The sequence below is a fragment of the Pseudomonas sp. LBUM1659 genome (assembly GCF_059716045.1).
In genome coordinates this window covers 2611250-2624958 of sequence record NZ_CP166797.1, presented here as the reverse complement: position 1 = coordinate 2624958, position 13709 = coordinate 2611250, and the positions used below count along the sequence as shown (strand labels likewise).

General features: G+C 58.7%; 11 protein-coding genes. 7 read left to right on the top strand and 4 right to left on the bottom strand.

Features of this window, described 5'->3' with window-relative positions:
• The first annotated feature begins 567 nt into the window (after nt 1–567).
• Nucleotides 568–861, top strand: coding sequence for a fructose-bisphosphate aldolase (locus ACA048_RS11870; protein ID WP_497629275.1), 294 nt, complete (start codon nt 568–570; stop codon nt 859–861).
• A 301-nt stretch (nt 862–1162) separates the two neighbouring features.
• Nucleotides 1163–2296, top strand: a complete 1134-nt coding sequence (locus tag ACA048_RS11865; RefSeq protein ID WP_497629274.1) for an aminotransferase class V-fold PLP-dependent enzyme — start codon at nt 1163–1165, stop codon at nt 2294–2296.
• 440 nt (nt 2297–2736) lie between these two features.
• On the opposite strand, the gene ACA048_RS11860 is transcribed toward ACA048_RS11865, so the two are convergent.
• The 4 genes from ACA048_RS11860 to ACA048_RS11845 form a co-directional block, all read right to left on the bottom strand.
• Nucleotides 2737–3285 carry a cupin domain-containing protein gene (locus tag ACA048_RS11860; RefSeq protein WP_007946335.1) on the bottom strand — a complete coding sequence of 183 codons (549 nt, stop codon included), beginning with the start codon at nt 3283–3285 and terminating at the stop codon, nt 2737–2739.
• Nucleotides 3286–3705: 420 nt separating this feature from the next.
• A complete protein-coding gene (locus ACA048_RS11855; protein WP_497629849.1) occupies nt 3706–4989 on the bottom strand; it encodes an NAD(P)/FAD-dependent oxidoreductase in 1284 nt (427 codons plus the stop codon).
• A 71-nt stretch (nt 4990–5060) separates the two neighbouring features.
• A complete protein-coding gene (locus ACA048_RS11850) occupies nt 5061–6551 on the bottom strand; it encodes an aldehyde dehydrogenase (RefSeq protein ID WP_497629273.1) in 1491 nt (496 codons plus the stop codon).
• A gap of 196 nt (nt 6552–6747) precedes the next feature.
• Nucleotides 6748–8124, bottom strand: coding sequence for a glutamine synthetase family protein (locus tag ACA048_RS11845; RefSeq protein WP_123436074.1), 1377 nt, complete (start codon nt 8122–8124; stop codon nt 6748–6750).
• 284 nt (nt 8125–8408) lie between these two features.
• Here ACA048_RS11845 and ACA048_RS11840 point away from each other — a divergent pair, with 284 nt between their 5' ends.
• From ACA048_RS11840 to ACA048_RS11820, 5 genes are all read left to right on the top strand, one after another.
• Nucleotides 8409–9170 carry a gamma-glutamyl-gamma-aminobutyrate hydrolase family protein gene (locus ACA048_RS11840; RefSeq protein WP_497629272.1) on the top strand — a complete coding sequence of 254 codons (762 nt, stop codon included), beginning with the start codon at nt 8409–8411 and terminating at the stop codon, nt 9168–9170.
• Between the two features lie 331 nt (nt 9171–9501).
• Nucleotides 9502–10644, top strand: a complete 1143-nt coding sequence (potA, locus tag ACA048_RS11835) for a polyamine ABC transporter ATP-binding protein (protein WP_140668971.1) — start codon at nt 9502–9504, stop codon at nt 10642–10644.
• Between the two features lie 29 nt (nt 10645–10673).
• A complete protein-coding gene (locus tag ACA048_RS11830) occupies nt 10674–11555 on the top strand; it encodes an ABC transporter permease subunit (protein ID WP_497629848.1) in 882 nt (293 codons plus the stop codon).
• Entirely contained in the window at nt 11552–12436 is an 885-nt protein-coding gene (locus ACA048_RS11825) for an ABC transporter permease subunit (RefSeq protein ID WP_497629271.1), read from the top strand. Before ACA048_RS11830 ends, ACA048_RS11825 begins: the two co-directional genes overlap by 4 nt.
• A gap of 89 nt (nt 12437–12525) precedes the next feature.
• On the top strand, nt 12526–13623 hold the full coding sequence (locus tag ACA048_RS11820; protein ID WP_497629270.1) for a polyamine ABC transporter substrate-binding protein: 1098 nt from the start codon (nt 12526–12528) through the stop codon (nt 13621–13623).
• The last annotated feature ends 86 nt before the right edge of the window (nt 13624–13709 follow it).

The window sequence follows — 13709 nt, the reverse complement described above, 5'->3', positions numbered from 1 at the left end:
GGAAGCCGGCAGATTTGGATCTTCCCTTCCGAAAATCGTGTAGGAAACCACCCCCTTTGGCGAGGGAGCTTGCTCCCGCTGGGCGGCGAAGCCGCCCCAAACCCTGCCGTATTTTTAAACGTGCCCACATCCTGTAGCAGCTGGCGAAGCCAGCGTCCGGCTGCGCAGCAGCCGCAATTCCGGCACGCAAGGTCCAGCTGAAACTAAACAACCTCTGATTTCACGACTGCTGATCAGCCAAGCGCAGTCTCTACCAAGAGCCACAAACCCCGTTTTTCCGTCCTACAACCCCGTTTGCAGCCACCAAAATCGACGCCTATATTCGACCCGTCGCTGACCGCAGTGAGCGATAGGGTTTCGCAGCCCTGAAGATTGACACCAAAGTACCGTCAGGCATGATGCAGCCGGCTCCGGCTGCATAATGTTTCATGGCGGTTGTGCGTGGGAGACCTTCGGGTCTGCCGGGTCTTGGTGTAAATCCTCCGGTCTGCGAACCCACGCACAACTGCCACCCATTTGTTTCGCAGCAGAAAGGTGGCAATTCTTCTTTTTGTGAGGATTTACACCATGACAACCCAAAACCCGCCCCGCCGCTTCACCCCCATGTCCCAACTCGCCACGGACTACCCCGTCCTGCTCATCGACAGCGACGCCCCACTCCGCGAACTCCACAACTGCCTCAGCGAACGCCTCAGCGCCGTCCTCAAATACCTTAACCTTATGGCCTGCACCAGCCTCCCCGACTACGCGGAAAACGACATTAACACCGTCACCAACATCGCCCGAATCCTGATCCAGGATGTGAACGATGTGTTTCGGGTGATTGAGCAGCGTGGGTTTGATGCGCCAAAGAGTCAGTGACCAAATTTAAGTCGTAAAAAAACCCGCGTAACTGCGGGTTTTTCCGTTTAAATAAAATTAAAAAGGTGACAGATCTATTTGTTTAAATAGATCTGTCACCTTTTTGGTCTGTCACCTTTTTGGTCTAAGGCCCACCCTCCCACAACTCAGCAGCCACCTGCGAGCATTGCTACGTCCAGTAATCGACCTGATGATGCCAGCCGCTCGACAGAAGTCGCAATTCAATCCCGAGTAATCTTGTCATTTGCCAAGGCTTAGGGCAGGGTCGATATCACTGAGATCTCTGCCAAAGGAGTCACCCATGTCAAAGCTATATCCCAGTATCGATCCCGAGGGGCTGGTTGAGTACTCAGTGGTCTACACCGACCGCTCGCTCAACCACATGTCGCAGTCATTTCAAGGCGTGATGAAGAACATTTCCAGGACCCTGAAACAGGTCTACAACGCCCAGGCTGTTGCGGTGGTCCCGGGCAGCGGCACATTCGGCATGGAAGCGGTGGCGCGACAGTTTGCCACCGACCAGCAATGTCTGGTGATACGCAACGGCTGGTTCAGTTATCGCTGGAGCCAGATCCTTGAGATGGGCAACATCCCGGCGGCCACTACGGTGCTGAAAGCCAGACCGGTCGACACTGGTCGCCAGGCTGCCTACGCCCCACCCCCTCTGGACGAAGTGCTGGCAGCCATTCAGGCGCAGAAGCCTCAGATTGTCTTCGCCCCCCACGTTGAAACCTCATCAGGGATTATCCTGCCCGACGACTACCTGCGGGCCGTCGGCGACGCCGTGCATGCGGTGGGTGGCCTGTTCGTGCTGGACTGCATCGCCTCAGGCACGCTTTGGGTTGATATGCAGAAATGCGCAGTCGACCTGCTGATCAGCGCACCGCAGAAAGGCTGGAGCGCCTCCCCTTGCTGCGCCCTGGTGATGCTCAGTTCTTTGGCCCTCGAGCGCATCGAGCAGACGCATAGCAGCAGCTTCGCCTGCGACCTGAAAAAGTGGCTTCAGATCATGCAGGCCTACGAACAGGGCGGACATGCCTACCATGCGACCATGCCCAGCGATTCCCTCGCGCGGTTTAACGAAGTGATGAAAGAGACGCAAGCCTACGGTTTCGACAAGGTCCGCGGCGAACAACAGGCTCTGGGCGATCGGGTGCGCGCAATGTTGACCGGCAAAGGCATCAAAAGCGTGGCCGCAGCCGGCTTTCAGGCCCCTGGCGTAGTGGTGAGCTACACCGATGATGCCGACATCAAGAGCGGCAAGAAATTTGCCAACCACGGCCTACAGATCGCCGCCGGAGTGCCGTTGCAATGCGACGAGCCGGCCGACTTCCAGACCTTCCGCATCGGTCTGTTCGGACTCGAAAAGCTGCACAATATCGAGCGCACGGTCAGCACCCTCGAGCAGGCATTGGACGAGGTGATGGTTAACTAAGCCCTCATCTTGCCCGCAGCACATACCGAACTTGTGAATTCCAGGGAGGCATCCTGCCCTGGGCACTGCCGGCCCATGGCGCTGATCTTCGACGAATATGACGCTGGTCGCCCGGACGTCATGTTGGAACCAGAAGAGAAAGCCCGTGCACGCGTCTCACTGACACGTGCGCCCTACAGCGCTATAAGAAAAGGTTTCCAACGAAGCCTTTCACGGGGCGGATGTTTGGCGGCTGTATGACTTGGATCGACCCAAAGCTGACGATGGGAACAGGCAGAAATCGACACTTGGCAGCCGCTCGAGGGCAGGACACGTGGTGCAGCTTAAAAAGTGAAGTCCATTTACTATGAAAAACCCTGTTCCGCTGTTTCCACTGGGCATTGGTGTTGGCCACAGACGCAGCCCTCGGCAGCTAGTACTGGTTGGCGTCCGTTTTTGGGTTAGAAGTTTGCAGGGGTGTTGGCGCTGATGATTTCTGCTTCATCCTGGCCAATATTGCGAAACTTGTGCGGCAGGGTTGTCGGGAAGTAGTAGCCGTCGCCCGCGTTGAGCACGCTGATCTGCCCATCAACAGTCAACTCAACCGTGCCACGAGTCACAAGCCCACACTCCTCCCCTTCCGAATGCACAATCGGCTCCTCCCCCGAACTCGCCCCAGGCGCGTATTGCTCACGCAACAAACGCATCTGCCGACTCGGCACCGAAGCGCCAATCAGCAACAACCGCAACCCATGACGGCCGAGATCCGGCTGTTCATTAGCGCGGAACACGTATTGATGCTCACGCGGTGGCTGATCAAAGGTGAAGAAGTCCGCCAAAGACATGGGAATGCCTTCGAGCAGTTTTTTCAGGGAGCTGACGGAGGGACTGACGCGATTTTGTTCGATCAGGGAGATGGTGGCATTGGTGACGCCGCTACGCCGGGCCAGCTCGCGCTGGGACAGTTTGTAGCTTTCGCGTACTAATTTGAGTCGTGAGCCCGTGTCCATGACAGCCTTATGCGAGAAATACTTAAGGGTTATGGGGGTGGATGGCGGGCGACTTTTGGCCGCGAGAGTACCGCTTCCCTGTCCCGGAAATTTGAAAGGCGGGTATTAAATCACGTTTGGGGGTGTTGCTCAGCAGGTTCGATAACTGGTTAGTGAAAAAGCTGAGGGTGCTCATGTCGGCCTGTTCTGCTGTGTGAGTTTTGGGGGTGTCAGGTGGGATTGATGGTGGCTGTTATGGCCTCTTCGCGAGCAAGCCCGCTCCCACATTTGATTTGGGGTGTTAGTAGGAATTGTGTGCACCGATGATCCCTGTAGGAGCCGAGCTTGCTCGCGATGGCGGTGTGTCAGGCAACATCAATGTCGAATGATATGGCCTCATCGCGGGCAAGCCCGGCTCCTACAGTTGATTGGTGGTGTGAGTTAGATCCCGAACCGATCCCGCAGCGCGTAGTACGCGGCGCCCATGGCGGTGAGCGGGGCCTGGAAGGTACGGCCGCCGATCATGGGCATGTGCGGGAGCGAGGCGAACGCGTCGAAGCGTTCAGCGTCGCCGCGGATCATTTCCGAGATGAGTTTGCCGGCCAGGTGCGAGCAGGTCACGCCGTGGCCGCTGTAGCCTTGCATGTAATAGGCGTTTTTCTCGATGCGGCCGAATTGCGGCATGCGGGACATGGTCAGCAGGAAGTTGCCGGTCCAGCGGTAGTCGATCTTCACGTCGTTGAGTTGCGGGAAGGTCTTGAGGATTTTCGGCTTGATCAGTTGTTCGATGTCGTCCGGTTCGCGCGCGCCGTAGACCACGCCGCCGCCGTACAGCAGGCGGTTGTCGGCGGTGAGGCGGTAGTAATCCAGCAAGTAGTTGCAGTCTTCAACGCAGTAGTTGTTTTTGATCAGGCTGCGCGCAACCTTTTCGGACAACGGTTCGGTGACGACGATTTGCGAACCGCACGGCATGCTTTTGCGCGTGACGCGGTTGTCGAGGTCTTGCGGCAGGTAAGCGTTACCGGCGATCAGCAGGTATTTGGCGCGGACCAGGCCTTTGGCGGTGCGCACGGTGATCGGTTCGCCGTAGGTGATTTCCACCGCCGCCGATTGTTCGTAGATTTTGCCGCCCAGGCCGATGATGGCCGAGGCTTCGCCGAGGGCCAGGTTCAGCGGATGGATGTGGCCGCCCTGCATGTCGAGCAGGCCGCCGACGTAGTTGTCGCAACCGACTTCGCGTTTGATGTCCGCCGCGTCGAGCATCTTCAAGTTTTTGTTGCCGTAGCGCTCCCAGCTGCTTTTCTGCTCAGCCAGGCCTTTGAGCTGCTTCTTGTTCAGCGCCGCAAAAATGCCGCCGGGCTTGTAGTCGCACTGGATGTCGTAGTGCTGTATGCGCTGACGAATGATGTCGGCGCCTTCGAAGATCATGCTGCCGAGGACTTCAGCGGTTTTGTCGCCGTAGCGTTCTTCGATGACATCGACGTCGCGGCTGTAGGAGTTGACCAGTTGGCCGCCGTTGCGACCGCTGGCGCCGAAACCGACTTTGGCGGCTTCGAGGACGGTCACACTGTAGCCCGCTTCCGCGAGGAACAGGGCCGAGGACAAACCGGTGTAGCCGGCGCCGATGATGCAGACGTCGCAGTCCACAGCTTGTTCGAGCACCGGGAAGTCGCCGGTGAAGTTACGGGTGGCGGCGTAGTAGCTGTTTACGTGGGTTTGTTTCACAGAATCTTGTTTCATAGCTTTCTCCGATGGCCACCGGCAGCGTGCCGGCGACCGTCGCTTTTTTATAGGTATTAGAGCTTGATCCAGGTCGCTTTGAGCTCGGTATATTTGTCGAACGCGTGCAGCGATTTGTCCCGACCGTTACCCGACTGCTTGTACCCGCCGAACGGCGCGGTCATGTCGCCACCGTCGTACTGGTTGACCCAGACGCTGCCGGCACGCAAGCCGCGAGCGAAGGTGTGGGCCTTGCTCAGGTTGCTGGTCCAGACGCCGGCGGCCAGGCCGAAGATGCTGTCGTTGGCGATGGCCAGGGCTTCTTCAGCGGTGTCGAAGGTGATCAGCGACAGCACCGGGCCGAAGATTTCTTCACGGGCGATGGTCATGGCGTTGGTCACGCCGTCGAAAATCGCCGGCTCCACGTACAGGCCACCGGTGCTTTCGAGGGTGCGGCTGCCGCCGGCGATCAGTTGCGCGCCCTGGTCTTTACCGACCTGGATGTAACGCAACACGTTGTCCAGTTGACGCTGATCGACGACCGCGCCGACGGTGGTTTCCGGGTCCAGTGCGTGCCCCGGTTTCCAGGCTTGCAGCGCTTCCACCAGCATCGGAATGAACTGCTCACGAATTGAGCGCTCCACCAGCAAGCGCGAACCGGCGGTGCAGACTTCGCCCTGGTTGAAGGCAATCGCACCGGCCGCCGCTTGTGCTGCCGCGCGCAAATCCGGCGCATCGGCGAACACCACGTTCGGGCTCTTGCCCCCGGCTTCGAGCCAGACGCGTTTCATGTTGCTTTGCCCGGCATAGATCATCAGTTGCTTGGCAATCGCAGTCGAGCCTGTGAACGCCAGCACGTCGACGTCCATGTGCAACGCCAGCGCCTTGCCGACGGTGTGACCGAAGCCTGGCAGGACGTTGAACACGCCTTTCGGGATGCCGGCGTCCAGTGCCAACTGCGCGATGCGAATGGCCGTGAGCGGCGACTTTTCCGAAGGCTTGAGAATGAACGAGTTGCCAGCAGCCAGTGCCGGGGCGAACTTCCAGCTGGCCATGATCAACGGGAAGTTCCACGGCACGATGGCGGCGACCACACCAGCAGGTTCGCGGGTGATGAGGCCGAGTTGGTCGTGCGGGGTGGCGGCGACTTCGTCGTAGATCTTGTCGATGGCTTCGGCGCTCCAGCGGATCGCGTTGGCGGTCGCCGGGATGTCGATGTTCATCGAGTCGTTGATCGGCTTGCCCATGTCGAGGGTTTCGAGCAGGGCCAGTTCTTCCTGGTTGGCCAGGATCAGGTCGGCGAAACGAATCAGGATGCGCTTGCGCTCGGCCGGGGCCAGGTTGGCCCAGATGCCGGATTCAAACGTGCGGCGCGCGACGGCGACGGCCGCATTGGCGTCGGCTTCGTCGGTGCTGGCGACGTTGGCCAGGAAACGACCGTCGACCGGGCTCATGCACTCAAAGGTGTCGCCGCTGAGTGCCGGGCAGTATTGACCGTCGATGAATGCACGGGCTTCGATGGTTAGGGACTGGAAGCGTTGCTCCCAGTCGCTGCGAGTGTTTGTCATGGTTGTGACTCGACGCAGAGGAGTAATTGATCGTTGGACTACCTGTAGGAGCCGAGCTTGCTCGCGATAGCGGTGTATCAGGCGACATTGATGTTGAATGTGCCGCCGCTATCGCGAGCAAGCTCGGCTCCTACAGGGAGGGTGCGGCGGGAATCACCATTAAAATCGAAGGTGATTGACCCACCGCCCAGGTCCATCAGACGGTGTGCAGGTACCAGTTGTACTCAAGGTCGGAGATGGAATTCTCGAACTCGGCCAGCTCGCTTTCCTTGCACGCGACGAACACGTCGATGTACAGCGGGTCGATGTAACGGGCCATGACTTCGCTGTCATCCAGCTCGCGCAGTGCGTCGCGCAGGTTGTTCGGCAGGCTCTGCTCGTTTTGCTCGTAGCTGTTGCCTTCAACCGGGGCGCCCGGTTCGATCTGGTTGGTCAGGCCGTGGTGAATACCGGCCAGGACTGACGCCATCAACAGGTACGGGTTGGCATCTGCACCCGCTACGCGATGCTCGATGCGCACCGAGTCCGGCGAACCGGTCGGCACACGCACCGCCACGGTACGGTTGTCGATGCCCCAGCTCGGCGAGTTCGGCACGTAGAACTGTGCGCCGAAACGACGGTAGGAGTTGACGTTCGGGCAGAGGAAAGCCATCTGCGCCGGCAGGGTCTCGAGCACACCGCCGATCGCGTGTCGCAGCGCGGCGTTCTGCTCGGGATCCTCGCTGGCAAAGATGTTGTTGCCTTCTTTGTCGAGAATCGAAATGTGCACATGCAAACCGTTGCCCGCCTGACCCGGATACGGCTTGGCCATAAACGTGGTGTCCATCTCGTGGTCGTAGGCGATGTTCTTCACCAGACGTTTGAGCAACACCGCGTAGTCGCAGGCCTTGATCGGGTCATTGACGTGGTGCAGGTTCACTTCGAACTGCGCCGGGGCGCTTTCCTTGACGATGGCGTCGGCAGGAATGCCCTGCTCTTTCGCGCCTTCGAGGATGTCTTGCAGGCAATCGACGTATTCGTCGAGGTCGTCGATCAGGTACACCTGGGTCGACACCGGACGCTTGCCCGATACCGGCGAACGCGGCGACTGCGGACGACCGTTCACGTTGTCCTGGTCGATCAGATAAAACTCGAGTTCGAAGGCTGCGCAGATGGTCAGGCCCAGGTCATCGAACTTGCGCACGATATTGGCCAACACTTCTCGCGGGTCGGCAAAGAACGGCTGGCCTTCGAGTTCGTGCATGGTCATTAACAGTTGCGCGGTCGGGCGCTTCTGCCACGGCTCAATGCTCAGGGTGCCGGGGATGGGGAAGCAGATTCGGTCAGAGTCGCCGATGTCCAGACCCAGGCCGGTGCTTTCCACCGTAGACCCGTTGATGTCCAGAGCAAACAGAGACGCCGGCAGGTTGATGCCTTTTTCGTAGACCTTATGAAGACTGGTGCGCTCGATGCGCTTGCCGCGCACCACGCCGTTCATATCCGCAATCAGAAGGTCGACGTACAAAACCTCAGGATATTTCTTAAGGAATGCGTTTGCTTCGTTGAGTTGAACGGCACGCAGAGGGACCGACATGATGCACCTATTTTTTAGCTGTTAATTATTATGTTCACTACCCTTTCACGAGCCCAGTCAACCCGAACGGCAAAGTGAAGTCAATAGCGAACACTTGGCCCTGCATCCTTTATTTAATGGCCTTTTTAGGGGACGAGAGTGCCAGATTGATCTTGCGCACCGTGTAATTGCTGGAGATCGGACGTGCGGCGTTTAGAATTTTTTACATGAGAGTTGTTAATTAAAATCAACAAGGCTAAGCTCCGGAAAAGCTCGTTCAAGTGTGAAACTTCGAGGTGATAAAAATGGCATTCAAGCCATTGATCGGCGTTACTGCATGCGTCAAACAGATTGGCCTGCACCCCTACCACGTCAGCGGCGACAAGTACTTGCGTGCCGTCAGCGTCGCGGCTTTGGGGTTGCCTGTGGTCATACCTTCCCTGGGCGACTTGACTGAAATCGAGGATGTGCTCGCGCATCTCGACGGTCTGCTGCTGACCGGCTCCCCCTCGAATGTGGAACCTTTCCACTATCAAGGCCCGGCCAGCGCTCCCGGCACGGATCACGATCCGGCGCGGGACGCCACGACCCTTCCTTTATTACGCGCAGCCATTGCGGCCGGCGTGCCGGTGCTCGGCATCTGCCGAGGCTTTCAGGAAATGAACGTGGCGTTTGGTGGCAGCCTGCACCAAAGGGTCCACGAACTGCCGGGCATGCTCGATCACCGTGAAGCGGACAGCCCTGAGCTGGCGGTGCAATACGCACCGGCCCATGCGGTGGCTGTGCAACCGGGCGGCGTGTTTGAAGCGCTGGAGTTGCCGGCAGAGTTCATGGTCAATTCGATTCACAGTCAGGGTATCGACCGATTGGCGCCCGGCCTGCGTGCCGAAGCGATTGCGCCGGACGGTTTGATCGAGGCGATTTCCGTCGACCACAGCCCAACGTTTGCCGTCGGCGTGCAATGGCACCCGGAGTGGCAGGTGCTTTCGAATCCTCCTTATTTGAGTATTTTCCAGGCGTTCGGCGATGCGTGCCGGCGACGGGCCGCGCTGCGTAAAAGCCGCTGACTTAATACACAAACAACCGATTACTGCCCCCGCGAGTCAGGCGGGCGCGCCTTTGCGCGCCCGCCCCTCGCGACAGCAACACACTGCGATAACAACAAGCACCACCAGGCAGCCAGGACGGCGGCGCCGAATAAGCCAAACCGGAATGGGCAACCCGTAGGAGCCGAGCTTGCTCGCGATGGCAGCCGAACATCCAACATTGATGTCGGCTGTCAGGGCCTCATCGCGAGCAAGCTCGGCTCCTACAGGGACCGTACCCGGCTCGGGCTTGCAATCAACTATTAAGTCAGGCCGCGTTGGCCCGACGACTGAAACCTGTTGGGAGTTTCAAATGGCAAACGCCTCCAGCACTTACAGGAAGGCTCTTGAAGGTCACCAGACATCGAAAAAGGTGTTGTTGAAGGTCGACCGCGTCACCAAGAAATTCGACGAAACCTGTGCAGTAGACGATGTCTCGCTCGAGATTCATCAAGGCGAAATCTTCGCCCTGCTCGGCGGTTCCGGCTCTGGCAAATCGACCCTGCTGCGCATGCTCGCAGGCTTCGAGCGCCCGACCGATGGCCGAATTTTCCTCGACGGCGTGGACATCACCGACATGCCGCCGTACGAGCGGCCGATCAACATGATGTTCCAGTCCTATGCCCTGTTCCCGCACATGACGGTGGCGCAGAACATTGCTTTCGGCCTCAAGCAGGACCGCTTGCCCGCCAGCGAAATCGACGCCCGCGTTGAAGAGATGCTGCGCCTGGTACACATGACCCAATACGCCAAGCGCAAGCCGCATCAATTGTCCGGCGGTCAGCGTCAGCGTGTGGCATTGGCTCGCTCCCTGGCCAAGCGTCCGAAGCTGTTGCTGCTCGACGAACCGATGGGCGCGCTGGATAAAAAGCTGCGTTCGCAGATGCAACTGGAGCTGGTGGAAATCATCGAGCGCGTCGGCGTGACGTGCGTGATGGTGACCCACGACCAGGAAGAGGCCATGACCATGGCCCAGCGCATCGCGATCATGCACCTGGGCTGGATCGCGCAAATCGGCAGCCCGGTCGACATCTATGAAGCTCCGGTCAGCCGCATGGTCTGCGAGTTCATCGGCAATGTGAACGCCTTCGACGGCACGGTAGTGGAAGACCTGGAAGGTCACGCGATCATCCACAGCCCGGACCTTGAGCAGAAGATTTACGTCGGTCACGGCGTCAGCACCTCGGTGCAGGACAAGTCGATCACCTACGCGATCCGCCCGGAAAAAATGCTGGTCAGCACGGTCAAGCCCGAGAACCGCTACAACTGGTCCAAAGGCAAAGTGCATGACATCGCCTACCTCGGCGGTCACTCGGTGTTCTACGTCGAATTGCCAAGCGGAAAAGTCGTGCAGTCGTTCATGGCCAACGCCGAACGCCGTGGCGCGCGTCCGACCTGGGACGACACCGTCTACGTGTGGTGGGAAGACGACAGCGGCGTGGTACTGCGCTCATGAAAACACTCAATCAGCAGTTCATGCGGCTGATGCCGAGTGGTCGAAAGCTCGTCATCGGGGTTCCCTTCCTGTGGCTGTGCCTGTTTTTCCTGTTGCCGTTCTTCCTGGTGATGAAGATCAGCTTCTCGGAAGCGGCGCTGGCCATTCCTCCTTACTCGGAGATTTACACCTACGCCGAACAGAAGTTTCAGCTGTTTTTGAACGTCGGCAACTACCTGTTGCTGACCGACGATGAGCTGTACCTCTCGGCCTACCTCGGCTCGTTGAAGGTCGCGTTGTTCAGCACGCTGATGTGCCTGGTGATCGGCTTCCCGATGGCCTACGCCATTACCAAGGCCAACAAGGAAACGCAAAACGTCCTGATGCTGTTGATCATGATGCCGACCTGGACCGCGATCCTGATCCGCGTTTACGCGTGGATGGGCATCCTCAGCAACAACGGCCTGCTCAATGCGTTTTTGATGTGGACCGGGCTGACCGATCACCCGATCGAGATCCTCAACACCAACACCGCCGTCTATATCGGTGTGGTGTATGCGTACCTGCCGTTCATGGTGTTGCCGCTGTACGCCAACCTGGTCAAGCACGACCAGAGCCTGCTGGAAGCGGGTTCGGACCTGGGGTCGAGCAACTTCAACAACTTCTGGAAAATCACCGTGCCGCTGGCCAAGAACGGCATCATCGCCGGTTGCATGCTGGTGTTCATTCCGGTGGTCGGTGAGTTCGTGATTCCGGAACTGCTGGGCGGCCCGGAGACCCTGATGATCGGTCGTGTGCTGTGGCAAGAGTTCTTCAACAACCGCGACTGGCCGGTGGCGTCCGCCCTGGCGGTGGTGATGCTGTTGATCCTGATTGTGCCGATTCTGCTGTTCAACCGCAGCCAGGCCAAAGAGATGGAGGCACGGGGATGAAACGTTTCGGTTTTTCAAAAATGATGTTGGTGTTCGGCTTGTCGTTTATCTACTTGCCGATGCTGATTCTGGTGATCTACTCGTTCAACGCCTCGAAACTGGTAACGGTGTGGGGTGGCTGGTCATTCAAGTGGTACGCCGGCCTGCTCGACAACACGCAACTGATGGGCTCGGTGGTGCGCTCGCTGGAAATCGCCTGCTACACGGCGGTGGCAGCGGTTGCACTGGGGACGTTGGCGGCGTTTGTGCTGACGCGCGTCACGCGCTTCAAGGGTCGCACGCTGTTCGGCGGCCTGGTGACTGCGCCGTTGGTGATGCCGGAAGTGATCACCGGTCTGTCGCTGTTGCTGCTGTTCGTGGCGATGGCGCAGTTGATCGGCTGGCCACAGGAACGCGGCATCATCACCATCTGGATCGCCCACACGACGTTCTGTGCGGCTTACGTGGCGGTGGTCGTTTCCGCCCGCTTGCGTGAGCTGGACCTGTCCATCGAAGAAGCAGCCATGGACCTCGGGGCCAAGCCATTCAAAGTGTTTTTCCTGATCACCATTCCGATGATCGCGCCATCGTTGGCGGCCGGCGGCATGATGTCGTTTGCCCTGTCGCTGGATGACCTGGTGTTGGCGAGCTTCGTGTCGGGGCCGGGCTCGACGACCTTGCCGATGGAGGTGTTCTCGGCGGTGCGTCTGGGGGTTAAGCCCGAAATCAATGCCGTGGCCAGTCTGATCTTGTTGGCGGTATCGATTGTGACCTTCATGGTCTGGTACTTCAGCCGCCGCGCCGAAGCCACCCGCAAGCGTGCGATCCAGGAAGCAATGGATCAGACAGCCAGCGAATCGTGGCAGCAACCTGAAAAGCAAATGGCTGGAGCGACGGCGTAGTTCCACAGCTGTCGAGTTAACTGTGGCGAGGGAGCAAGCTCCCTCGCCACAGGTTTTGTGTTCTAAATAAAAAGAATGGAGTTGTACCGATGAAAATGTTTGGCAGGACTCTGCTGACACTGTCCTTATTGGGCGCTATGGCTACCGGCGCCCAGGCCAATGACAAGGTACTGCGCGTCTACAACTGGTCGGATTACATCGCACCGGACACCGTCAAGAAGTTCGAAGACGAGACCGGCATTCGCGTGACCTACGATGTGTTTGACAGCAATGAAACCCTTGAGGCACGCCTGCTCGCGGGCAAATCCGGCTACGACATTGTCGTGCCCTCCAACAGTTTTCTGGCCAAGCAGATCAAGGCTGGCGTCTATCAGACACTGGACAAATCGAAGCTGCCGAACTGGAAAAACCTCAATCCGGTCCTGCTGAAAAACGCTTCTGCCAGCGACCCGGATAACGCTCATGCCTTCCCGTACATGTGGGGCTCGATCGGCATCGGTTTCAACCCGGCCAAGGTCAAGGAAGTGCTCGGTGCCAACGCACCGACCAACTCCTGGGACTTGCTGTTCAAACCGGAAAACGCCGAAAAACTCAAAGCCTGCGGCATCAGTTTCCTCGACTCGCCAACCGAAATGCTCCCGGCCGCCCTGCACTACCTAGGCTACCCGGTGAATTCGCAGGACAAAGGTCAGATAGCCGAAGCTGAAGCGTTGTTCATGAAGATTCGCCCTTCCGTGGCTTACTTCCATTCGTCGAAGTACATCTCCGACCTGGCCAACGGCAACATCTGCGTGGCGGTCGGCTATTCCGGCGACGTCTTGCAAGCCAAGGCCCGCGCCCAGGAATCGGGTAACGCGGTGCAGATCGACTACAGCATCCCGAAAGAAGGCGCTGGCAGTTTCTACGACATGGTCGCCATCCCTCGAGACGCGGCGAACGTCGAGAACGCCTACCTGTTCATGAACTTCCTGATGCGCCCGGACATCATCGCCGAGATCACCAACAACATCGGCTACAGCAACGCCAACGCGGCGGCGACGCCGTTGGTGGATGAAGCGATTCGGGATGATCCGGGCTCGTATCCGCCGCAGGACGTGATGGCGACGTTGTATGCGATTCCGGATATGCCGATCGGGATTCAGCGGGTGATGACCCGGGGCTGGACGCGGGTCAAGCTCGGGAAGTAAAGATCGTTCCCACGCAGAGCGTGGGAACGATCAGTGTCAAAGTTTTCCGTTCCCGCAGCGCCTTACCACCGCTGCACGCTCCCTGC